The sequence below is a fragment of the Spiroplasma melliferum KC3 genome, assembly GCF_000236085.2.
GTDB classification, from domain to species: Bacteria; Bacillota_I; Bacilli_A; order Mycoplasmatales; family Mycoplasmataceae; genus Spiroplasma; species Spiroplasma melliferum.
This window is the reverse complement of sequence record NZ_AGBZ02000003.1, coordinates 22609-48030: the sequence shown is the minus strand read 5'-3', so window position 1 is coordinate 48030 and position 25422 is coordinate 22609. Positions and strand designations below refer to the sequence as shown.

Sequence of the window (25422 nt, the reverse complement as noted above, 5' to 3'; positions counted from 1 at the left end):
AATGATGGAAAACAAAAGTAAACCACCAAAAAAGGGTAAAGGATGATTTAAAAAACAAGGTAGTAAGGTTAAATCAATTAGTCAACATTTTGCTGCTTGATGTCGAACAAAATATTTAAACATTTCTTATCATGCGAAACAAAACAAATGGTTTAAAAGAGGATTTAATCCAATTTTATGGCCATATCTTATCATTATGATTTTGTTAATTGTTGTACCATTATTAATTATTTTATTATATTCATTTATTCAACCAACGGGAAATAGTTTAGTTTTTGAAATTAATTTTAAAAATTTTGTAACTTTTTTTTCAGAGCAAAAATTTGTGATTGCACTTTTCTTAGCTTTAGGATATTCATTAATTGCGGCCTTAATTGCAATTGTGATTGCGTATCCAGTTGCTTATGTGATGGCGTTTTGTAAATCAAAACTATTGTCAAAAAATATTTGAATTTTAGTAACCTTACCAATTTGAATTAATATGTTACTAAAAATTATTGGATTACAAACACTGTTTAATATTATTGCTCCAAGTTTACTTGGAACACCAATTTCGGTTGTTATCGGAATGGTTTATGCATTTTTACCATTTGTAATTTTACCAATTTATAATAGTTTAGATAAAATTGATACATCATTAATTGAAGCTTCAAAAGATTTGGGAGCAAACGGTTTTAAAACATTTTGAAAAGTTATTTTTCGTCAATCAATCCCAGGAATTATTGCAGGTGGAACATTATTATTAGTTCAAGCAGCAACTTCTTTAATTATTGTTAAATTTATGGGGAATGGTCGAATTAATTTAATTGTTGATGTGATTGAAGCATATTTCTTTAAAGGAGAAAACTTTGGAATTGGCGCAGCAATATCAGTTGTCTTAGCCCTTATTGTTTTTTTAATTATTGTGTTATCAAATGCATTATCAAAATATTTTGAAACAAGAAAGGGGCGTCGCAATGAAAAAGTTTTTTAAATCATCTTATATGGCATTAATTATGTTATTCATTTATATTCCGATTATGATTTTAATTTTATTTTCATTTAATAGTGGTGAAAGTATGAGCATTTTTAATGGTTTTTCCGATCGTTGGTATAAACAACTTGCTAATGAACAACCTTTTTTACAAAGTATTATTGTTTCAGTCTTTACAGCGATAATTGCAACTGTTGTTTCAGTTATTATTGGAACTTTAGCTGCAATTGGATTAAGTCGAGCACGCCGAGTTACACAAAAAATGACATTATCAATTACTAATATTCCGTTAATTAATGCTGATATTATTACGGCTGTTTCGTTAATGATGTTATTTATTGCCTTAGGAGCAAACTTTGGAATGTTAACATTAGTTTTAGCACATATTTCATTTGATGTACCATATGTAATTATTACAGTATTACCACGCTTACGGAAAGTTGATCCAAAATTAATTGAGGCTTCATTAGATTTAGGTGCAAAACCATCTCAAACTTTACGAAAAATTATTTTACCAATTTTAAAACCAGCAATTATTGCAGCTGCAGCAATTGCCTTTGCAATGAGTTTTGATGACTTTATTATTTCCTATTTTACTGGTGGTGATGATGTCAATGTTGCAACTTTTATTTATACAATGAAACGAATTAAGCCTTTTATTAATGCTTTTGGAACAATTTGTATTGCAATTATTGGAGTTGTTATTATTGGATGAAATGGGTGAAATGTTTATAAAATTAATTATAATAAATTTCGTCGAGAAATGCTAAAAGGAACTTATAAAGATAAAGATATTATGCGTTATGAAAAAAAATTAGCTTTACTTTATCATCAATTAAATAATAAAAAAATTAATAATGAAAAACAAAAAGAACAATTACGTTGAAAAATTGTTAGACTAGAAAAAAAATACGATAAAAGTGTTTTATGAATTAAGAATAAAAAACAAACTTTTATTGAGCGGCAAGAAACTAAAGAAAATATTAACAAAATATCACGGAAAAAATTCCGTTGATTGGCAAAAAGTTGAAAGCCATTGTCACTAGCAACAATTTCAGTTGGTTCAATTGTGTTACTAACAGCAGTTTATATTAAAAATAATATTTATGATTTAGCAGTGGCAAATTGAGGTGAATATATTACTTCCGATTTAATCCGTGATTTTGAAAAAAAATATAATGTAAAAATTAAATATAGTGTTTATGATAGTAATGAAACATTATATAACAAATTATATACGACACATTATGATGTAATGGTTCCAAGTGATTATATGGTGAATAAGTTAGCACAAGAAGGCCGCTTAGAAGAAATTGATTATCAAAAATTAAATGATGTTGATAAGAATTTTAACATTATTAAACCTAACCCAAATTATCATGGACAAGATGTTACAGAACGAACAATGGGAAATGAATATTTTAATGATTTAAATGTTGATATAGCAACAGTACAAAAAACAAATCCAGAATTTTATCAAAATTGTATTGTTCCTTCTACTTTGGATCCAACAACATCAAAATGTTTTGATAAAAATTATGCGGCATCATTAGTTAATGGATTATTAAATGTTTTAAATAAAAATAAATTGAAAAAAGTTATTCTTCAAAGTGGAGAGAGTGAAGTTACTCAAAAAACAATTGTCAATTATAGTTTACCTTATTTTTGAGGGGAAGTATCACTGGTGATTAATCCAACAGAAAGTAACTTAAATTTTTTAAATGATATCTTTGCTAAAGCAAATCAAAATTTACCAACAACAGCTCAAGGTAAATTTGGTTATCAACGTGAAAAGTGAGCATCTAGTGCAAATCGTGACCAAATTAAACTTAATGATGTTAAAAATAATAATGTTATATCAAACGGAATTTCATGAGATATTTTATGACAAGCAGCAGCAGCAAATAAACGAGTTTTAATTAATAATGATCCACGAAATTTATTTATGTTAACTAGTGAAAAGAATTATTTCAAACCAGTGCCAACAACGCAAATGGAGGTTGATCATGGTTACAACGAATTAGCAACATTATTAAAACATAATAATGTTGCCTTAATGAATGATGAGTTAATAAACGCCGTTGGTGATGGACATTTTGATTTTGCTTTTATGTATAATGGCGATGCAATTTATGCTGATACATTATTTGCTAAAAGTCATCAAAAAGCTAGTGGAACAAAATTAATTATTACCCGCCCACGAGCAACAAAGGCGTGAACACCAGAAACAATTGAAGGAACTAACATTTGAAGTGATAACATGGTTTTATCAAAAAATGCTAGAAATCGAGACTTAGCTTATAAATTTATGAATTTTATTATTCAAAATTCATCCGCATTAACAGAAGAAGCAAATTATACTTCACCGTATCAACAAGTAATGGACTATGAAAATAATTATAATTATTATAGTAATGGTCATGATCCAGAATCTGGTGCAATGGTTAATTATCAGCGTGATTATGTTCCTGTGGCAAAACTTAATAAGAAGGGAATGTATGTTGCTCAACCAGAAATGGCAGATGGTCCATTTGAGATAACTGATTTAGATAGTTATGTATTAAATAAATATAATATTTTAATTGCTGGAAAAAACTAATAATTATTTTGAAAATAAAAAATAGGAGGCATTAACTTCTATTTTTTTATTTTTAACATTAAATTTTAATTAACAAAAGGAAAATAAAAATAATATGATTATATAGTAATTTGAAAGTAGGGGAGAACAATTAAAAAGCAGGGGTATTTTATGTTTACAATTTTATTTGGAGTATTAGTTACTTTAATTTATTTCTTATTTTCTTTTCGTGATAATAATTATCAAAAAAATAAAACTACAACAGATTTTCATAATAATATTTATCAAATTGTTTTTACTAATAAATATAATTTGCCATTACTTAACAAAAATATTATTCCAACTCCACTTCAAATAACTGAACAAATGCTTGGCATTTCAATTGAAGAAATTTTATTAAAATTTAATTTTAAGTTCCAAAACTATATGCCAATTAATAAAAATACGTTACAAAAAAAATATCGACAAATGACAAGTATTGGCTTAATTCCAAACCCAAAATATATTAAATGATATCAGCGCCATTTAATTAACAAACAACTTTTAAATCAGGTTTTAATTCCGCAATTTTTACAGTCTCAAATCATAAATATTTTACAATTAAAAATTGCTGATGCAAAAATAATAGTAAATAAATTACAACAATATTTAACAGGAATTTATGTGAAATATTTTAATATTATAAGGTTATTTTGTGTTTTTTAATTTAAAATCTAAATTAAAATTTTTAAAACAAGAACAATTTTTATTGGTGGGTGGTATTATTGGATTTAATTATTTATTATTAATTAATAGTTATTGGTCAATTTTAGTTATTTTAGGTTTAGGTTTTATTTTGATTTGACAACAACAAAAAATTTATTTAGGATTATTAATTTTTGTAATCATTATTTCAGCGTTATGTCATTATTATTTGCAACAACCAAGTTTGCAAGAGAACAACATTGTTTATGGTAGAATTCAAAAGCACGGGAATGGTTATTATTATTTGAGTGTTGGTTGAAAACAATATTTTTTAAAAACAACTATTAATTTTAATTTACATGATCAAATTTGTTTACAAGGTTATTATTCTAACATTAAATCAGCATCTAATGTGTATGAATTAAATATGCAATCGTTTTTAAATGCTAATAACATTTTTTATCAATTTAATATAACGAAAGTAATTGCTGTTAAACCTGGAAATACGGTTCTTGCTAAAATAACAAAGTTTTTTAATAGTTATGATGACCTAACAAAAGATACGCTTGCTTTATTTTTGTTTGGTCAAAAAGCAAATACAACGCTTGTTTTATATGATTATTTTATTCAATTGGGTGTTATTCATTTATTAATTGTTTCAGGCTATCATCTTAATATTTTGTTTTATATTTTAAGCAAAATTTTTAAACGAATAATGCGAAGAAAAGGTTATTATTATATAATTTACTTATTCTTATTTTTTTATTTATATTTGTTAAATTTTTCTTTTGCTAGTGTGAAAGCAATTATCTTGTTATCGTTATCACTATTTAATGCTCATTTTTGAAATTATAAATTAACAGCAAAATCAAAATGAAATTTAAGTATTTTATTAATATTATTATTTTTTCCATACAGTTTTTTAGGAAGTGGGTTTTGATATAGTTTCACAATAACATGACTATTTTTAAACTTAAATTCAAAAACAAAACATTATTATTTTTGACAGAAATTACTATACTATAATTTAATGGCGTTTATTTTTTTACTTGGATGAATGTTATATTTTAGTTATCAATTAAATTTTTCTAGTATTTTATTTAATTTGCTATTGCTTCCAATTTTATCATTAATTTATTTGTTTTCTTTAATAATTGTTTTTATTCCACCGTGCTATTTTATTTATCAATATTTTTATTTATTTTTAATCAATTATATGGTGATTTTAAATAAAATTAATTTAATTTGGAATGTTGGTTATGTCCCTGTATGATATCTTTTGTTATATTATATTCTTTTATGAGGAATAATGAATAAGAGTGAATTTGTAAATAAGATATTTAGAATATTTTGCATTCTGTCAATAATTTGCTATGGTTTACAACCATATTTTACTAGTATTCATTATTCAATGACAATGTTAAATGTTGGTAATGGTCAAACAATTGTTTTTCACGACAAGCGAGCTTGAAAAACAGTTTTATATGATGTTGGTGTGGGATATGGTCGTTCAAAACAATTAGTTAGTAATTATTTAAAATGAGCAGGTATTAATTGAATTAATGCTATTTTTATTTCTCATCACCATGATGATCATAATAATAATTTACCAATTGTAAAAAAATATTTTAATGTTAAACAAGTGATTCAAAATAATACAAAGTTTAGAACATTTCAATTTGGAGGATTAAAATTTACTGTTTTGCATAAAACAATTAATGATGAGGATGAAAACAATAATAGTTTAGTGCTTTTGGTTAAAATAAATCAATACCAAATTTTATTAACAGGTGATATTAGTAAAAAAATTGAGATAAATTTATTAAAAGAACAATTATATCCAATCACTTTGTTACAAGTGCCACATCATGGTTCAGAGACTAGTTCAAGTTTAGTATTTTTGCAGAAAATAATGCCAAAAGTTTGTTTTATTTCTGGTGAAAAGACAAAACGCCAAAATTATCCAGCACCAATAGTTATTGAAAATTTAAAAACTATTAGATGCCAAATTTATTTTACAAATGGTAAACAGAATCTTCAATTTAATATTATGTCAGCCTCAGCAGCAATTAAATTATTTTAAATCACCAATTTATTTTTTACTTTTATGATAATATTACTTTATCATAGGTTTTAGAACATTTTAAAGGAGTTTTAAAAGATGTTTTTAATATATGGAGAAGATGCTTTTTTAATTAAAATGCAAAAAAATAAAATTTTAAAAAAAATTAATCCTGATAATGAGTATGATTTACAAGAATATAATTATTTAGAAGACTCACTACCATCTATTTTGAATGATGCTAACACGATACCAATGTTTTCAGAAAAACGAGTAATAATAGTTAATGATAGTTACTTTCTTACAGAAGAAAAAATTAAGGCAAAAATAGATAATAAAAACCATTTAACAAGTTTAATGGAATATTTAGCAGCCCCAAATCCGAGTACTTTTATTATTTTTATTTGTCCAGTAAATAAGCTTAGTAATCGTTTAAAAATAACTAAGCAAATGCTAGCATTAACTAGTGTTTTAAAGGCAACAAATTTATCATATAATGAATTAATCAAGTTTATTGATGATTATATTACAAAGAATAATGGAACTATTAACCAAAATTTAATTCCTAAGATTGTTGAATATTTGCCAAATAATTTATATATTATTAAAAATGAATTAGAAAAATTGTTATTGATAAATTCAAAAATTACGATGGATTTAATTGAAAATAATATGACAAAATATTTAGATACGGATATTTTTAAATTAGTTGATGATTTACTAAAAAATGATTTAAATAGTTTTTTAATAAATTATCATTATTTACAAGAACGAGGTTTAAATAGTATTGCTTTATTAGCATTAATTACCAATAGTGTTATTTTTACAAGAGACATTATTGTTTTATCTGCTTTAAAGAAAACACCTTCACAAATTGCGGAAATTTTACAAATTCATCCTTTTCGAGTAAAAAAGATTTCAGAACATATGCATAATTTTAGTATTAATAAAGCAAATAATATTATTCAAGAATTATTTTGAATTGATTATAATATAAAAAAAGGTATAATAAGAAGAGAAATTAGTAGTGATTTGTATTTAATTAAATTATTTGATATAAATTAAATTATCACAAAAAGAGAGATGAGGGACATAAATAAATGAAAGAAAATAAATTATATGCCCATATAGTTTATACATTATATAATATCTTTAACGATGATAATATTAAGGCACAAGTAATAGTTAACCCAGATTTTAAAAAATTAGTAATTCAACAAATTTGTAATTTATTAACATTAGAAAAAGAATTTAATGCAAATTTAAATGATAATAAATTTACTCTTTCATTTGCTCAAGTTTTGGCTGATATTACTAATGAATCAGAAACTATTGAAAAGGTTGATGGTGCTACTTTTAATATGTTAGATGAAGAATATGTTGCTTTTGTGCAATATATTGTTTCAAATTTTGCTGTTGAGAAAAATTATATTACAAGAGAAAACATTATCACTAGTGAGTTAATTGATGCCACAGCAGATTTTACTGATGAAAAAGCAATTGATAATGCTCGTGAAAAGTTAAATAAAGTTAATGAAGATGAGGCAGTTGAATCTCAGCCTGAAGTAGGACCGGCAACAGGAATCGGAGGTATAGGGGCTCCAATGGGCGGTATCGGGCCAGGAGACTTTAGTAATCCAAACAAATTTGATATGTCACAAATGATGCAACAAATGGCAAATATGCCAATTCATCCACGCTTAGACCCACGGTTTTATTTCTATACTTCAAAACCAAAGTATATGCCAATTTTAAAGAAAATTGTTGCTGGTTTTGTTATTTTAGCTTCTGCTTTGTTAGTTTTATTGTGATTTTTAAATTCCTATCTAAATATCCATTTAGAAACAAAAGTAATTATTTATACAATTCCGGGAACTGGTTTACCTGTGATTATAGGTGGTGGGGCTGATAGTGCTTTACATAATACTAACAATAATTTTAGTGAAGTATTTAGCTTTGGTTCAAGATATAAGTTTTTATTAATGCAATCCGCTGGGTTACAAACCTTCTCAGGAATTTTATCGATCTTACCGGGAATTTTCTTGGGTTATGAATTGTTAGGGAAAAAACGTTTTAAACGTGATAATTATGTCGTTAGGTTTTGACCAGTTGTATTATCAATTGTTATTCTTCTTTATTCTTCATTGTCATTAATTCAAGTATTATTACCAAATGCTGTTGAAAAATATTTTAATAGTAGATCGGTACCTAATGGTGGATTTTTAATTCAAAACGATCCACAATTAGCAATCACAGGGTACTTATTATTACCAGATTCAGATTTAGCTATGACAATTAATAGTTTAGTAAGTGAAGTTTATAATAGTACAACTTACCAAGTATTACGTATTTTTACAATTATTTCAATGATTGCTGGTATTATTGCTGGTATTATGGTGATTATTTTAGCAGTTTTAGCTCCTAAAACAGACCGTAATAAATTGATTCGTGCCAATACAGAATATCAAAAAGCCGTTACTGCAATGATGAATGGCCAAAAATATGAAATGGATCCAACATTATTTGATGATGAATTTAAGGATGATAATGTTTTTGAAAAAGATGATTCTAATAAATCAAAAGATAAATAAAAAAATCATAACTAGTTATGATTTTTTTATTCTTTTAATATTTACTGTCTTTGTTGAAAAGGATTTTAAAATTAATGTGCTTTAAGCATTAATCTGCTTTTAACACGAGCAGCTTTATTAGCATGATAAATTCCTTTAGTAACTGCTTTGTCAACTAAACTAATTGCAGTATTAACTAATTCTGATGCGTTTGCTTCTTGTGCGTTAATAGCGATTTCTGCTTTTTTGATTGCTGTTTTTACTGATGATTTAAAAGATTTATTTGCTAAGTTAGCTTTTGAATTTGTTTTAACTCTTTTAATTTGTGATTTAATATTAGCCATTTTTGCTCTCCTTTCGACTTTTAAGACACAAAGGAATTATAGCAAATAGATAAAAAAGTGTAAAGAAAAGTAGTACTTTTTTTAACATTTTATCATTATTTTTTAATATATATATGTATAATAATATAAAGTAGGTGGATAGGAATGGGATATTATTATCAACACCGTTTAGGGTTTTCTTTTCATTGTTTGCAACGAATTCGGGAACGAATTCCTGCTTTTACAAATGAAAATGATTGAATTATTAAAGAAAAAATTATTAAAATGATTGATAATTCTTCTGATCGCATTGAAACAACAAAAAATTTATATATTAAATTAGATAATTTAAAAGGGAACTTATATGTTGTGGTTGCAAAACACACAAGATTAATTGTAACAGTAACGCCAATGAGACCTGAAAAATTATTGGATATTATTACAAGGAATTAATTTTTATTTTTTATTTAAAAAAGCAATATGTTATAGTTAAATTGTAGGCAAAGGAGAATAACAAGGATGAAAATTGTGATTGGGAATGATCATACAGGGATTGATATGAAAAAAGCAATTGTTAAGCATTTAATTGAACAAAAACATGAAATTATTAATTTAGGCACAGATAGTATTGAAGCGGTTGATTATCCTGATATTGGCCAAGCTGTTGGTGAAAGGGTAATTAAAGAAAAAAATAGTGTTGGGATTATAATTTGTGGAACAGGAATTGGAATTTCAATTGCGGCAAATAAAGTAAAAGGAATTCGAGCAGCATTGTGTAATGAAACAGTGCTAGCAAAATTAGCACGCGAACATAATAATGCTAATGTTTTAGCATTGGGCGCTAGAGTTATTGCAAATCAAAATGCAATTTGAATTGTTGATATGTTTTTAAATACTACTTTTGATTCTGGACGTCATACTCTTCGTGTTGAAAAACTTAATAACCTTTAGGGATGAATTATGAATAATTGAGACAGTTTATTTTTGTATCCTTTTTTAACAATTTTATTTATGTTAGGTTATATAATTAATTTGGTTAAAAAAGGAATAAAATCTTTTTATCAATGAGTTTTTATTGTTCAGCATTTTTGTTTTTGGTTAGCATTATCATGTTCACTAACTTTAAATTATAATTTTATTATTTTTGATTTTGCCAAAAATATTAATTCAATTGCTATTTTATTAGCAGTTAGTACTTCTTTGTATGCAGCAATTTTTTTTATTCCAGCTTCATGAATTACAGGATTATTTCGAAGTCGTAAATTATGGTTTTGAATTTCTTATGGTTTAATGTTTTTAGGAATTTTATTAGTTTTTATTTTACCGCAAAATTGAAGTGCTATGATTTTTTGTACGATTGTTTTTGGATTTGGTGTTTCAACAAATTCATTATGATATTTAAGTTTTAATGAGATTTATTTATATCGAACTAATCCTTTTGCAACAGTAACTTTAAATTTACCAATTGTCATAATAGCAAATATGGTTGGTGCTAATGTATTGATGTTTGTTAAAAATTTTAATAAGGGTGAATTAACTTCACATTATATTATTTTTGGAATAATTACTATTGTACTAATATTTTCGTTTGTTTTTTGCTTTTTTATGCCGGAAATTAAAACTAATATTGGTGCTTTTGCTCCGAAAATTTTAAAGCATTTTAGTTTATTTTCATGATGAAAAATTATTGTTATTCTTAGTTTATTATTTTTTATTGCTATTTTAAGAGAATTAAGTCAAGGTGATTTTTTGAACATTATTTTAGCACAAGAAACTTGAGTACGTTATCACAATAAAATAATGGTGGAATACTATTTACATTTAGTTCAAGAAATTTGGTGGTTTGCTCAAATTATTGGAGCAATGTTTATTTATTTTTTTATTAGAAAAATTGGAATTAAGAATTCATTAATTTTAGCATTAATAATTTGATCTTTATATTTTGTTTTTGTTACTATAATTTCAATTCCGGAAGTTTTATTAATTTGTCAATTATTAAATGGCTTTGCAATGATATCTTTATTTGGAATTTTATTTTCAATGACAATGATGTGGAATTATCGGATTCAAAATCGACCTGTCACGGGTTGCTTTTCAGCATTAAATGCTTTAGTAACATTTCTTGCACAGTTTTTAATTCGTGTTTTTGCGCACTATCAAGTTGGTATTTTTAGTAATTTAAATTTAGATTGAAATTTACCATTTGTTAAAAATGATTTATTTTTAGATTCATTAAAACAAGTTATTTTATATTTATATTTAGGTTGTGCTATTAGTTGTCTTATTTTAATTGCTGTTGTTTTCTTTAGTGCTAAATTTATTAGTGGTGAATATTATAATCCAAACCAAGTTGAAAGTAAGATTACCGAATTAGTCGGAATGGTTGTTGACCAACAGCTTGACCAAAAAAATGTTTTAAAGAAATATTTACAAAACAAAAAAGAAGTTACATAATAACTTCTACTGCGATAATATCCGGCATTTCTTGTTTAACAATTTGTTCAACACCATCTTTAATTGTTGAATCAATTAATCCACAACCAACGCATGCTCCTGCTAAACGAACATAAACAATATTATTTTTAACTTCAACAAATTCAATATCTCCGCCATCTTGGTTGATATAAGGTCGTAGATTATCAATAATATCTTTTGCTTGATTTGTTTGTGTCATTTTAATCACCTTCACCATTTAATTATAGCATTTTTATAACAAAGTTAGTTTAATTAATTATGGATATGTATATAATAATAAGTAGAAATTCAATTTAGAATTTTTATTGGAGCTTAAATGTTTAAAGGAGGACTAATGGAAGAAAAAAGTTTTAGTATATATGGCCTGTCTGCTGGAATAAAATTAGCAGATGAAATTTGTAAAATTTTAGGTGTAACAAGACAAGAAATGGAAACTGTTCGTTTTGCTGATGGTGAAATTTTGGTGCGCGCAATGAATTCAGTACGGGGAAAAGATGTTTATATTATTCAGTCAACATCTTGACCAGTTAATGAAAATTTAATGGAATTATTAATTGCGATTGATGCTCTAAAACGTGGTAGTGCACAAAGCATTAATGTGATCATTCCTTATTTTGGATATGCTCGTCAAGACCGAAAAGCACGCGGTCGTCAACCAATTACATGTAAATTAGTGGCAAATATGTTAACAACAGCGGGGGCAACAAGAGTAATGACTGTTGATTTACATTCACCACAATCAATGGGATTTTTTGATGTTCCAGTTGATGATTTACGTTCAACACAAGAATTAGTAAGAACAATTGTTCGAAAAATTGAAGAAGATCATCTTAAAGAAGAAGTAACAATTGTTTCTCCAGATCATGGTGGATTAGTACGGGCACGAGATGTGGCTAATCGTTTAGGGAATTTGGCTGGGAATATTGCAGTAATTGATAAGCGCCGGCCAAAACCAAATGTTAGTGAAGTTCAATTTATTTTAGGAGATGTTAAAGACCGTATTTGTTTTATTGTTGATGATATGATTGATACGGCTGGAACAATTTGTAATGCAGCAAAAGCGTTAAAACAGCATGGGGCAAAAGCAGTTTATTTATTAGCATGTCATGGGGTATTTTCACCCCCAGCAAAAGAACGTTTAACAGAACTTATTAATGATGGGACAGTTAAAAAAGTTATTGTTACAAATACAATTGATATTAATCAAGACCGATTATTTGATGGGTTAGAAATCATTTCAATTGCTGATTTAATTTCACAAATGATTAAAGCAATGATTGAAAAACGTAGTTTATCGGATGTTTATTCAAAATGTAATGAACAAATAAAAAAAATAATTGAGAAAATAAAAAAGTAAAATAGTTGGTAAAGTTTGCACTCTTTAACTGGAAGGAATGCAAACTTTTTTATAACATTTAACTTTAAAAAATAAAAAGTAAATAAGTTTTATTATTTTCCTATTAATTATTAAGCCTACTGCCAATAATTCGTATCTTCTTGAATAAATGAAAACATAAGCAAACTTTCAAATTAAAATTATATTGTCTGAACATAAAATATAAAAAATAGTTTTTAAAATAACATTAAATTTGATTGTCATAAAAATTCATTCATAATTATAAATTTTAAAATTAATTATTTATTTTCTTGTATTTTATATTTATATCGTGTATCATTTTACCTAATTTATTTTATTGATTAATAACTTTTTTTGTGATATCATTTATAAGTCAGTGTATTTTTTATAAAGGGGTTATTTGAATATGAACAACAACGAAAAAGAAATTAGTGAAAATATGAATGGCGATGATGCAAACCAAAACAAAGTTGTTGAGTCTGAAACTGAGAAAAATATCAATAACATTAAATATGATCGTGCAACATTTGGAAGTATTTTTAAAACAGAATTGTATAATTCAATTGCCCGTGATAAAAAACATTTATTAAGATTTTTACTAATCTGTTTTATGTCATTTTTATATGGAATTATTTGTATTACTGGAGTTTGAGATCCAGTTGCTAATATTTCAAAAGTACCTATGGCAATTGTCAATCGTGATAATGCCACTTGTGTAGCCTATGTTAATACAAAAGGTGGAACAGAGTTTATTGATAATGCGGTTAAAGTTGGTTATTTACAAGCAAAAAATTCAGAAGAATGTAATGGCCAAGCTAGTAAATGATATCAAAGTGAAGCATTTGACCCTAATAAATATGAACTTAATTATCGTTATGCTTCATTAATTGATAGTGTTATTACTAATAATAATAAATATGACGAAAATTCAAGAGCATTAACAACATCAATTGGTGATATTACCCCAACAATTAAATATTTAAAAGAAGATGAAACTAACTTTACACCAAATAGTAAATATTGAGTGCAGTTAAAAATCCCAACTAATTATACTTTAAATACATATAAATTAATGCGGGGATTAGCACAAATTGGTGAGCCTAATTTTACTGATGATGATGAAAATGATTTCTTTAAAACAATGGATTATTTTAGTAGTAATAAAATGGAATTTTGAGCAACTTATGAACATAGTTTTATGATTGGAAATATGATGAGTATGTTACAAGTTGGTTTTGGAAGTTTAGCAACTAGTATTTTAACAACATTAGCACCAGAAACAATGTTCTGATTATCATCACGGCAAGACCATGGTGAGAGTTCAAATGGTGGTGGTAGTTCTCGTTTTGGTGAATATTATATTATTCCAAAAAATATTTATAATTTTATTATGGAAGTTGTAAAAAATATTAAAAATTACGATTGTGATGGAACAAAGGCTGATTGTCCTGGAGTTAAACCAGGACAACCATCAAATTTATATAAAGCATTACAACATTTAAAAGAAAAAAATCCGGTTTTATATGAATCTGTAAATAAAATGTTTAATCATATTAAAAATGATGTGCTTGTTTCAATTAATATTGGAATAACAATTAATCTTAAGATGGAACAAATTTTACCATTTGCATTTCAAATTATGTTTCCAGATTTAGGAAATCCAAATGATGATCCAAGATGAGAACAACGTGTTTATTTTTCTGAGTATAAAACAAAATTATTATCAGTAACACAATACTTTTTAAATAATATGTCACGTTCAACAAGTGTTGATAGACATATTCAAGGATATGAATTTGGAACATATGGATATGGATTAGGATTATATTTCATTTCAATTTCATTATGAATTGGAGCAATTACCCAAACTTTTATTTATCGTAAAAAAAGTTATACACCTAATGCAAAATGATATCAACATTATTTTTCAAAATGATTTACAATGCTAATTACTTCTTATGCTCAAACATTGTTATTATTTTTAGGATTATTGGCTGTTGGTTATGGCAAATTGGGTTCACCAATTGTTTATATGTTAATGTGAATGATAGTCACCGCAACCGTCTTAACAACAATAACCCAGGCTTTATGATATTCAATGCCAGATGATAATGTTGGACGGTTCTTATGTATTATTTATACGGTCTTTAATCTAACTGCCGGAGGTGGAAGTTTCCCAGTTATTTTACAAAATGGTTTTTTCCAAGCAATTAGTTACATTGTGCCATTTAAATACACAATTTTTGGAATGAGCAATATTGTCTATGGAATTGCTTCTAATGAGGGAATCATTAGTATGTACAATACCGAAATTTTAGGATGTTTTGGTGCGTTAATGATTTTCTTAGTAGTTTTCTTAGGAATTGGTTTAGGCACAGCATATATTTATCGCCGGATTGAAATGTTTGGTACATTTAGTTTAAAAGAAATTTATGAAACAATGGATAGTATTGATGCAACAAAAGATTTTGTTAGAAGTCGTCGTGTTATTAACAACTTAAGTGTTGAATATTCACTATTAATTAAACAATATATTGATGAAAAACATCGTGAACAAAAAATAAAAAATTTAGAAGATAAAATTAATTCTTTATATAAAGACCCATCCATAGTTAGAATCAAAAAATTAGAAGCAATAAGTGATGTTTATCGCAATCGTTTTGAAGTAATTAAACAAAAATATGTTGTTTTAGTTCAAAAAGCAGAAATTACTAATGATGCTAAGGATATTCGTAAATCACAAAAATTAAAAACAAAATTAGAAGCATTAGGAGAAAAAATTACAGTAGCACGGAAAGAGATTGAAATGTTAAAAAGAAATCCAAATTATGTCCGGATTGCTGCTTTAAATGAGCGATATGAGGAATTAAAAGACCAATATATGTTTATATCAAGAACAGTTAATGAACATAGTTCAAAGCTAAAATTAAAAAAAGTTTATACATTACGACAAGAACTAACATATTTACAAAAGAAAATTGACGAATTAAATAGCAATACAATGCGAACTGTTTTTGATAATCCACATGATAAAAAAATTAATAAATTAATTGTGCAATATAACTTAGAAAAAGAACAATTAAATCATTTAAAAGAAACAAAACCAGAAGCTAAATTAATTCCAATTTATCAAGAAAAATTATTATTCCTAGCTAATAATATTAAAGAATTAGAAGCAAATAAAACTCAAGTTAATCGTCATATAGAAGAACGCATTATGAAATTAAAACGACAATTGGAAGAATTGAATGCAGAAAAAAATAAAAACTATAAATTATCAAAAATTACAAAAGATGAATCATATAATATTAAAATTCGTAAAATAAATAATAAAATTATGGATATTAATCATGAAATAGGCAATTTAGAAAACGAATTACGTGTAATCGTTGAACAACAAAAAGACAAAATTACAAATAAATTTAAATTTGCAAAATATAATGCGGAATTAATAAAACTAAAAACAAATTATATTTATGACGATAATCGAGAAGGAATCGATTAGGAGGCTTTTAAATGAAAAATGATGAATACAAGGTAAATAAGAAAAATAATGTTGAAATTAAACCAAAATTTAGTCAAATTTTAAGAACTGAATTACGTGCATTTTTTGTTGAAAAACCATTTAATAAAGTAATTGCCATTGTTGGCTGCTTTATGACCTTTATTTATGGGTTTTTCTATATTTGAGCTTTCTTTAATCCATATCAAAATTTGCAAAGAATCCCAATGGCAATTGTTAATCAAGATGCTAATGTTTGTATGATTTATAAAGATGATAAAAATTTACCACCATCAACAGATGGAACTGATTCATTATTAAATGCAGAAGCAATTTCATTTGATTATACTGTTCATAATCAAACCGACTGTACTACTCAAGCAAAAATGGTTGGGAAGATTGGCTACTATACTAGTATTACTGATGAAGCAGTTACTAAATTAAATTTTTATAATCCAAATACTAATCGTTTTACTTATGATTTAAAAGTTGGAAAAGTTGAAGGTGATTATGTTCGTTATACTGGGCAAAATGTTAGCGAATTAGATAGTAAGTACTGAGTGCAAGTTCGGATTCCACAAGGATTCACACAACATTTAGCAGCATTAATTGTCAATATGAATAAAGCTAGTTATGTTTGTTTTGATGGTTTTGATAGCAATAATATTTGTAAAGATGGTGATCCAACTCATACTTTGCCAGCAACAGAATTGAATGGTCAAATTATTAAAGAATTACGTTGATTTATAAATAATCGAATTACATTTTGAGGAACATTCCGGCAAAATTTTGCTAGTGGAATGATTAGTAACTTTTACGCAAATTTAACAACGGCCTTAAGTGCTCAAATTTTACCACAATTAATGGCAACAACATTATTTACAATGTTTAGTTATTATCCTCCAACATCAACTACACCAAATGATCGAACAATTCAAGAAGCAGATATTAATCGTTTTCTTTTTGAATTTCTTGATCCATCATTAATTCCAGGAATGATGGGAATTAATTTAGTTGATATTATTCCAGTACAAAAAAGAGCAATTGCTTTAAAAAATATTTTAGATGTTGCTATTTCAGGAAATTATATTGATGCTAAAATTGCTGATGAAATTTATCGTTTTTTAACTGGAATTTTACCAATCTCTTTAATGCCAATTGTTAATGATTTATTTCATATTGGTATTGCAAGCCCACCCCCAGCATTTCAAATTGATAAAAATACAAAACAAGTTTCTTTTGCACGAAAAGAAATGAATTATCCTGAATTTTCTTCAGCAGCAAAAAGCTTTACTGAAACAGGTTCACATCTACTTGATATTTTTAAAATGCCATATACTTTAGTTGGAAAACAATATAGCCAGTATGGAATTGGGTTGGGAGAAGCATTTATTTTGATTGCTACTTTTATTGGAATTTTTGCATCAACAATTATTTATAATCGACGATCGCGAACACCTAACACCAGATTTTATCAACATTATTTATGCAAAATGTTAATTTTGCAAGTTAATATGTTTATTCAAGTTTCAATTTTATTACTAATGTTATTACCAATTGGGTTCTGACAATTAGGATCAGCATTCTGACTATTATATTTATTTGCTATATATGTTGGCTTTATCTTCACCTTTATTGTTGGGGGGATTTGGTTAGCAATTCCAGATGAAGTATCATCGCGGGTATTAAATATGGTTGTTCTAATGTTTAACTTTGCTTGTGGATGAATTTTATTTCCAGCCTTTATGTCAAACCCATTCTATAACGCATTATCAAACATTATGCCGTTTACTTATGCGATGCATAATATGGGAAATATTATTTATGGAATTGCTTCTGGAGCAGGACAATTATGATATTATCAAGCAGATATTATTAAAAACTGTTTAGTTTTACTAGCAATGGCAATTGTCATGGTTGTAATGACATTAATAACTTTGCATATTCGTTTCTTGCGAGCTCATTATGGCACTCGGCGAATGAGTGTAATTTATAAAGCAATGGCTCAAGTTAGTTCTACATCAGAATATGCACATAAAAGAAGTGTTTTATTAATTTTAACAAAAGATCAAAAAAAGGATATTAAAGAAAAAGTTCAAGAAATCTTATTTACTAACATTAGTGAAAAATATTCTTATACAAAACTAAGTAAAAGACAAATTAAAAAAATGGAACGGAATTCAATTGATTAAGGAGGTTTGGAAAATGAAAAAATTATTATCATTATTAACAACATTTTCTTTATCATCAGCAATTGGAATTAATGTTATTGGATGCCAAACTAATCCATTTGATGATTTTCCTGGTAATAATCAAGTCGCTAAAACAGCTGCCCCAGCCGTAATTAATGCAGTTAACAACTTTCTAATGTATAACGTTTTATATATGAAAGGTGATTCAGCAGCAGAAAATAAATTTTATTATAATTATCAAAACATTTCCCAAAATCAATGAATGCGTTATCCATCGTTAGAATTATGAAATCCATGAACAAATTATGACCAAGGGACAGCTGCGGTTAATTCTTTAGCAGTTGCAGTTTATAGTGTTACTTTATTGGGAAATGAAAAGGACAAGCCAACAGGTATTAATGGAGCAGTCGCGCGTATAATGCCTGCTGCTGATGGAACATTGTTTCAAACATCTCAAAATTTATTACCATCAGCAGAATTTATTGATACCGCAATGGTCAATAAAGCAAAAGCTAGTGCAGAAGCAAAAAGAACATTAAAGGGTTATTATCAAATTAATGGTAAAGCAAAGATTCATCAATATGGTTATTCAGTTTTGCCAGATTTAAGTACAGTTGATTTTGGGCCATTAAAAAAGGATTATTTTACAACGAATGAAAGTGAATCTAATATTAAAGATGTTATTGTTGCTGAGTTAGATAAAGAAAGTAATATTAAAGTAAATCCTGATGAAATTGAATTAGTTATCAAATCAAAACCAACTGGTAGTACTTCGGGTGAAAAATTAGTGGTTGGAAATTATGAACTTACCTTAACAGCAAAAGCTAATGCAAAAACAGTGCAAGGAACAGGGAACTTTAGTATTAATGTTGTTGACCAAAGTAAATTTAAATTTGATTTAACAACTATTTCAGCAAAAGGGTTTAATAGTAATTTAACGGTTAATAATACTGTCGGTGATTTGAAAAAAGCTGTTCAACAATATATTGAAGGAAAAGTAGCACCAGCAGTTAAAAAAGATGAGATTGAATATCAAGTTGAAAAAGAAACTGATGATACAAAAAAACTATTAGAACAAGCATATAATGTTACTGTTGCAGCACCAAATACAGCAACAAGTGTTACTAAAAAAATTCAAATTACAGTTAAGGTTGTTGGTGAGCCAATGATTAATTTAGATTTAACAAAGTTTACAAATAAAATTCCTGCCCCTTCATTTTTAAATAATAATTTCAAAGAAGAAGACTTAGAAAAAAGTGTTAAAGCAGCTGTTATGGAATGATTACCAAAAGAATATCGTGCTGGAATTTCTTTAAATACGGTAATTAAGCAAAAACCAACTGGAGCACCTGGTGCTGAGTTAGTAAAAGGAGAATATATTGTGACAGTTACACCTAGCGGGGGAAAAGTAACAGGTAGTTATGAAATGAAAGTTAATGTAATGCAATTCACAACCAATGAAACAATTGATCTTTATTGAGCTGGCGTTGACATTCCTGTTGCTAATATTACTAATGGATAAAAAAGTAAAAGGGATTTTACTTTTTTATTTTTAAAATAATTATAAGGAAGATTGATATAATTATTAAAGAAAAACAAAACTATAAAGGAGTAGTGAAATAATGTTTAAATTAACATCTAATTATTTACCAGCTGGTGATCAACCACGGGCAATTGAAAAATTAACTACCAATTTATTCGCAAACAAAAAGCATCAAGTTTTGTTAGGAGCAACCGGAACTGGAAAAACATTTACAATGGCAAATGTTATTGAAAATTATCAGAAGCCAACATTGGTGATGGCTCATAATAAAACATTAGCAATGCAACTATATGTTGAGTTAAAAGAAATGTTTCCAGAAAATCGTGTTGAGTATTTTGTTTCAAACTTTGATTTTTATCAACCAGAAGCTTATTTACCAGGAAAAGATTTATATATTAATAAAGATGCTCGCCAAAATATGGAATTAGACATGATGCGGTTAAGTGCTTTTAATGCTTTAACAACTCGAAAAGATGTTATTGTCGTAGCTTCTGTTGCCGCCATTTATGGGGCACAAGATCCAAATGAATATAAAAAATCTTTTTTACAAATTAATCGTAATCAAAAAATTAGTAAAAAAGATTTAGCCAATTTTTTAGTATCATCAGGATATGTTCGTAATGATATTGAATTAATTCCAGGTAGTTTTAGTGCTAAAGGTGATGTGATTAAAATTGTTCCAGGCTGAAATGTTAAAACATTTATTCGAATTGATTTGTTTGGTGATGAAATTGATGATTTAGTTTATATTGATGGAATCACTGGTGATGTTACACAGCGGTTATCAACATTAACAATTTTTCCAGCGCAAGATTATATTACTTCTCCAGAACGATTAGTTGAAGCAATTAAACGCATTGAAGCAGAGTTAAAGGTTCGCTTAGTTGAATTAGAAGTGGCTGGAAAAATTGTTGAGTTACAACGTTTAAAACAACGTACGGAATATGATTTAGATTTACTCCGTGAAAGTGGGATATGTTCTGGAATTGAAAATTATTCACGACATTTAGATTTACGAGAAGAAGGTGAGGCTCCTTATACTTTGATTGATTTTTTTGGCGAAGATTTTTTAACTATTATTGATGAATCACATATGTCATTACCGCAAATTCGAGCAATGTATAACACAGATCGAAGTCGAAAAGAAACATTAGTAAATTATGGTTTTCGTTTAAAAAGTGCATTAGATAATCGCCCCCTAAATTTTGATGAATTTAATCAAAAATTAAAAAATGTTATTTATGTTTCAGCAACGCCGGGGGATTATGAATTAGGTTTAGTGAATAACCAAGTGGTTGAACAAATTATTCGTCCAACAGGGTTATTAGATCCGACAGTAGAAGTAAAATCAACAGTAGGACAAATTGATGATATTATTGAGCAAGTAAAAATACGCCGCAAAAAAAATGAACGTGTTTTTATTACTACTTTAACAATTCGTATGTCAGAAGATTTAACAAGTTATTTACAAGAACAAAATGTTAAAGTTGCATATTTGCATAGTGAATTAAAAACTTTAGAACGTAGTCAAATCTTATTGGATTTACGAAAAGGAGTATATGATTGCATTGTTGGTGTTAATTTAATTCGTGAAGGGATTGATATTCCAGAAGTATCATTAATTTGTATTCTTGATGCTGATAAGCAAGGATTTTTACGAAATGAACGAAGTTTAATTCAAACAATTGGACGTGCTGCAAGGAATGCTGCTGGACATGTTATTTTATATGCTGATACTGTTTCTGAATCAATGGAAAAAGCAATGCAAGAAACTGCTCGTCGACGTCAAATTCAAGCGGCATATAATTTGAAATATCATATTACTCCAACGACAATTATTAAGAATATTCGTGATTATACTAATATTAAACGGCAAGATGATAAATTACATAAAATTAAAAATAAAAAATCAAAAGAATATAAAACAGCTAAAGAAGGATTACTACAAGATTTACGAAAAGAAATGTATGAAGCAAGTAAAAAACTTGATTTTGAACGAGCTGCAGAATTACGCGATATTATTATTGAAATTGAAGCAGAATAATGATTTGTGATAGTATTAATTTACAGGGAGGGACTGGAAATGACAAAATTTATTGTAAAAGATATTGTTGATAAATTTGGCTATGAGGTTTTAGCTGGAGCCGATGGTCTTAATCGACCTATTAAAATTTATGGTCTTAATCGACCAGGGTTAGAATTAGCTGGTTTTGATTTTGAAAAAAATAATAGTAATCGTCGGGTAGTTTTGTTATCAAATAAAGAGCAGTTATTTGTGAATACCTTAAGTGAAACAGTAAAAAGAGAACGCTATGAGTATATTTTAAATGAAAACATTCCGATGATTATTTTAACGGAAAAATTTACTGATAAATTATTATTAGAAATTGCGGAAAAACATAGTTGTCCAGTTGTTCGTGCAAGCAATATTACAACAAGTCGTTTATATCAAATGGTATTAGAATTTTTTGATGAGCATTTTGCACCAGTAACAGAAGAACATGCATCATTAATTAATGTTTTTGGAAAAGGAATTTTATTAAAAGGAAAATCGGGAATTGGGAAGTCAGAAATGACACTAGAATTAATTAAAAAAAATCATTTGTTTGTTGGTGATGATCGTATTATTGTTCAGCAACGAAATAATAGGTTATATGGCCAATCCCATGAAATGTTAAAAAATTTAATTGAGGTTCGCGGTTTAGGAATTTTAGATTTAAGTAAAATTTATGGTTTACAAGTGCTATTAGATGAATCAAAAATTGATTTAGTAATTGAATTAATTCATTTAGATGATGAACAATATAAATCAATTGACCGATTAGGAAGTAAATATAAGAATATTAAAATTTTAGATACAAAAGTACCAATTGTAACAATTCCAGTTACATATGGGCGTAATGTTAGTGAATTAGTTGAGACAGCAGTTTCAAAATTAAAATTAGATGAAGCGGGAATTTCTTCAATGCAAATTTTACAAGATCGTTTTAAAGAATATTCAAAATAGAATTGAGAAGGAGTTTATAGTGTGAATTTAGCAACATGAATTGCCCATGATACTTATGGAAATTGATTTCGTCCTTATTGATTTTTAATTTTTTGTGGTTTTGCAATTACCATTATTTTATCGTGGGTTAATTTTCGTAAGCGTGATATTCCGACGCAAGGATTTTACTGAGGAATTTTTGTAATTACTCCAATTGCGTTATTGGGAGCCAGTTTTTTTGGCAAATATGATGTTAAAAATCCAATTTTCTTTTTTACATTATTTGCCTTCTGAGAACCGGGAATGAGCATTCATGGGGGGCTAATTTTTGGTTTAATTACAGGTTGAATTTGATTTGGTTTTGAATCACGAAAGCATAATATTTCATTATGAGTATATGCAGATTTAATTGTTCCAAATATTTTATTAGCACAGGCAATTGGACGATGAGGTAATTTTTTTAATCATGAGTTGTTAGGAGCACCAATTGCTCGAGAACAATTAATGTGATTACCAAGTTTTATTCGTGATAATTTATTTAAATGATATGTTCCAACTCCGGTACCAAATAATTTTCATCCAACAGAGGCAATTGGTATTAATGGAAATCCCGTTAATCCAACTGATTTTAATAATGTGCAATATTTTCAACCAATTTTTCTATATGAATCATTGGCTAATATTTTATTATGATTTTTAATTGTGATTGCATTACCATTAATATTTCGTTATAGTTATTATTGACGGTTTAAAAAAGAAGAACCCGATTTTATGCAGTTATCGTGAAAAGGTGTTTGAGCAAAATGATACTATGATATCAAACCTGATCCAATGCTTGTCAATAATTTATCACAACAAGTAAATTTGAAAAAAGTTTATTTTAAAAATAAACATAAGATGACAAAAAAACAAGTGATAAAAGCACATTGGAAATATTATGGTGCACGATTAAAACAAATTTTTACAGCTGATGTCCGAGAATTAGAAAAAATAGAAAACCCTCATCGTTTAAAAATTTTACGTTGTGGAATTAAAACTGGGATGTATATTGCTGGTTATAATTTAATTCGGATTATTTTAGAAACACAACGAGATGATCATGATTTATTTTTAAAAAATATGCGAACATTGGATTATGTTATTCTTAGTTTAATGATTGTAATTGGTATTATTTTAATATTATTTGCCCAATGGATAGCTGTTATAAAATGAAGAAAAGGCGGATGATTATATGAAAAACAATACTAATGAAATATATGATATTTTAATTATTGGGGCTGGTCCTGGTGGCATGACGGCAGCAATTTATGCTGCACGAGCAATGGCAAATATTGCAATGATTGAAAAAGGAGCACCCGGGGGAAAAGTAACAAAGACAAGTGAAATTGAAAATTATCCTGGTTTTGATAGCATTCAAGGTTATGAATTAGCAATGAAAATGTTTGACCAAACGCAAAAATTAAAAATTCCATATATTGCCGATCGTGTAACAACCATTACAAAACAAGATAATTTATTTAAATTAGAGTTATTTTCAAAAAAATTTTTATTAGCAAAAGCTGTTATTGTTGCAACTGGTACAGTTGAACGAAAATTAGGAGTGCCTGGCGAATTAGAATTAGAAGGACATGGAGTTTCATACTGTGCGGTTTGTGATGGGGCATTATATAAAGGAAAAGATGTAGTTGTTGTTGGGGGAGGCTACGCTGCTCTGGAAGAAGCCCTTTATTTAGCTCGTTTTGTCAATAAAGTTTATTTAATTCATCGTCGTGCTGAATTTCGTGCTGATCATAATATTGTTAATAAAGTAAAAGCACATCCTAAAATTAATTTTATTATTGATACAATAGTAACTGAAATTAAGGATGTGACCGAAAAACGAGTGACAACAGTTGTTATTAAAAATGTGAAAACAAGCAAAATTGATAATTTAGCAGTTAGTGCTATTTTCACATATATTGGGGCGATTCCAATTAGTGATTTTGCAAAAAACTTAGGGGTTTTAGATGAAGAAGGTTATTTTGTTGTTAATAATAAATGTTTAACAGTATTGCCTGGATTATATGCCGCTGGTGATGTAACAAATACAACATTACGACAAATTGCAACTGCAATTAGTGATGGGGCAAAAGCAGCTCAATTTGCGCTAGAATATCTTGATAGTTGTCATTAAAAAG

19 protein-coding genes are annotated in these 25422 nt (G+C 27.3%); 17 read left to right on the top strand and 2 right to left on the bottom strand.

The genetic code is table 4. The features are described from left to right. The first annotated feature begins 4 nt into the window (after positions 1 to 4). From potB to SPM_RS04060, 6 genes are all read left to right on the top strand, one after another. A complete protein-coding gene (potB, locus tag SPM_RS04085; protein ID WP_004028330.1) occupies positions 5 to 973 on the top strand; it encodes a spermidine/putrescine ABC transporter permease in 969 nt (322 codons plus the stop codon). Beyond that, positions 957 to 3572 carry an ABC transporter permease subunit gene (locus SPM_RS04080; protein ID WP_004028329.1) on the top strand — a complete coding sequence of 872 codons (2616 nt, stop codon included), beginning with the start codon at positions 957 to 959 and terminating at the stop codon, positions 3570 to 3572. The genes potB and SPM_RS04080 overlap by 17 nt, the downstream gene beginning before the upstream one ends. Before the next feature lie 150 nt (positions 3573 to 3722). Next, the gene (locus SPM_RS04075; RefSeq protein WP_004028328.1) at positions 3723 to 4256 is read left to right on the top strand and encodes a hypothetical protein; all 534 of its coding nucleotides are present in this window, start codon (positions 3723 to 3725) and stop codon (positions 4254 to 4256) included. Next, positions 4246 to 6318, top strand: coding sequence for a ComEC/Rec2 family competence protein (locus SPM_RS04070; protein ID WP_004028327.1), 2073 nt, complete (start codon positions 4246 to 4248; stop codon positions 6316 to 6318). The genes SPM_RS04075 and SPM_RS04070 overlap by 11 nt, the downstream gene beginning before the upstream one ends. Positions 6319 to 6396: 78 nt before the next feature. Further along, on the top strand, positions 6397 to 7362 hold the full coding sequence (gene holA / locus SPM_RS04065; RefSeq protein WP_004028326.1) for a DNA polymerase III subunit delta: 966 nt from the start codon (positions 6397 to 6399) through the stop codon (positions 7360 to 7362). 35 nt (positions 7363 to 7397) lie between these two features. Further along, positions 7398 to 8888: a hypothetical protein gene (locus SPM_RS04060; protein ID WP_004028325.1), complete on the top strand. Its 1491-nt coding sequence runs from the start codon at positions 7398 to 7400 to the stop codon at positions 8886 to 8888. 71 nt (positions 8889 to 8959) lie between these two features. On the opposite strand, the gene rpsT is transcribed toward SPM_RS04060, so the two are convergent. Next, positions 8960 to 9211: a 30S ribosomal protein S20 gene (gene rpsT, locus SPM_RS04055; RefSeq protein ID WP_004028323.1), complete on the bottom strand. Its 252-nt coding sequence runs from the start codon at positions 9209 to 9211 to the stop codon at positions 8960 to 8962. Between the two features lie 144 nt (positions 9212 to 9355). Here rpsT and SPM_RS04050 point away from each other — a divergent pair, with 144 nt between their 5' ends. From SPM_RS04050 to SPM_RS04040, 3 genes are all read left to right on the top strand, one after another. Beyond that, positions 9356 to 9643, top strand: coding sequence for a hypothetical protein (locus SPM_RS04050; RefSeq protein WP_004028322.1), 288 nt, complete (start codon positions 9356 to 9358; stop codon positions 9641 to 9643). A gap of 66 nt (positions 9644 to 9709) precedes the next feature. Further along, positions 9710 to 10141, top strand: a complete 432-nt coding sequence (gene rpiB, locus SPM_RS04045) for a ribose 5-phosphate isomerase B (RefSeq protein ID WP_004028321.1) — start codon at positions 9710 to 9712, stop codon at positions 10139 to 10141. A 9-nt stretch (positions 10142 to 10150) separates the two neighbouring features. Then, positions 10151 to 11644: a hypothetical protein gene (locus SPM_RS04040; RefSeq protein WP_004028320.1), complete on the top strand. Its 1494-nt coding sequence runs from the start codon at positions 10151 to 10153 to the stop codon at positions 11642 to 11644. On the opposite strand, the gene SPM_RS04035 is transcribed toward SPM_RS04040, so the two are convergent. Next, complete coding sequence (locus SPM_RS04035) at positions 11637 to 11864, bottom strand: NifU family protein (RefSeq protein ID WP_004028319.1); 228 nt, start codon at positions 11862 to 11864, stop codon at positions 11637 to 11639. The genes SPM_RS04040 and SPM_RS04035 overlap by 8 nt on opposite strands. A gap of 135 nt (positions 11865 to 11999) precedes the next feature. Here SPM_RS04035 and SPM_RS04030 point away from each other — a divergent pair, with 135 nt between their 5' ends. The 8 genes from SPM_RS04030 (at position 12000) to trxB (ending at position 25418) form a co-directional block, all read left to right on the top strand. Next, complete coding sequence (locus SPM_RS04030) at positions 12000 to 13022, top strand: ribose-phosphate diphosphokinase (RefSeq protein ID WP_004028318.1); 1023 nt, start codon at positions 12000 to 12002, stop codon at positions 13020 to 13022. Positions 13023 to 13428: 406 nt separating this feature from the next. Further along, complete coding sequence (locus SPM_RS04025) at positions 13429 to 16527, top strand: hypothetical protein (protein WP_004028317.1); 3099 nt, start codon at positions 13429 to 13431, stop codon at positions 16525 to 16527. A gap of 11 nt (positions 16528 to 16538) precedes the next feature. Then, positions 16539 to 18716, top strand: a complete 2178-nt coding sequence (locus SPM_RS04020; protein WP_004028316.1) for an ABC transporter — start codon at positions 16539 to 16541, stop codon at positions 18714 to 18716. Between the two features lie 13 nt (positions 18717 to 18729). Beyond that, on the top strand, positions 18730 to 20238 hold the full coding sequence (locus SPM_RS04015) for a hypothetical protein (protein ID WP_004028315.1): 1509 nt from the start codon (positions 18730 to 18732) through the stop codon (positions 20236 to 20238). A gap of 100 nt (positions 20239 to 20338) precedes the next feature. Beyond that, positions 20339 to 22303 carry an excinuclease ABC subunit UvrB gene (uvrB, locus tag SPM_RS04010; protein WP_004028313.1) on the top strand — a complete coding sequence of 655 codons (1965 nt, stop codon included), beginning with the start codon at positions 20339 to 20341 and terminating at the stop codon, positions 22301 to 22303. Positions 22304 to 22342: 39 nt separating this feature from the next. After that, positions 22343 to 23266, top strand: coding sequence for an HPr(Ser) kinase/phosphatase (gene hprK, locus SPM_RS04005; RefSeq protein WP_004028312.1), 924 nt, complete (start codon positions 22343 to 22345; stop codon positions 23264 to 23266). A 21-nt stretch (positions 23267 to 23287) separates the two neighbouring features. Continuing rightward, positions 23288 to 24493, top strand: coding sequence for a prolipoprotein diacylglyceryl transferase (locus SPM_RS04000; RefSeq protein WP_004028311.1), 1206 nt, complete (start codon positions 23288 to 23290; stop codon positions 24491 to 24493). Beyond that, positions 24477 to 25418: a thioredoxin-disulfide reductase gene (gene trxB / locus SPM_RS03995; RefSeq protein ID WP_004028310.1), complete on the top strand. Its 942-nt coding sequence runs from the start codon at positions 24477 to 24479 to the stop codon at positions 25416 to 25418. The genes SPM_RS04000 and trxB overlap by 17 nt, the downstream gene beginning before the upstream one ends. The last annotated feature ends 4 nt before the right edge of the window (positions 25419 to 25422 follow it).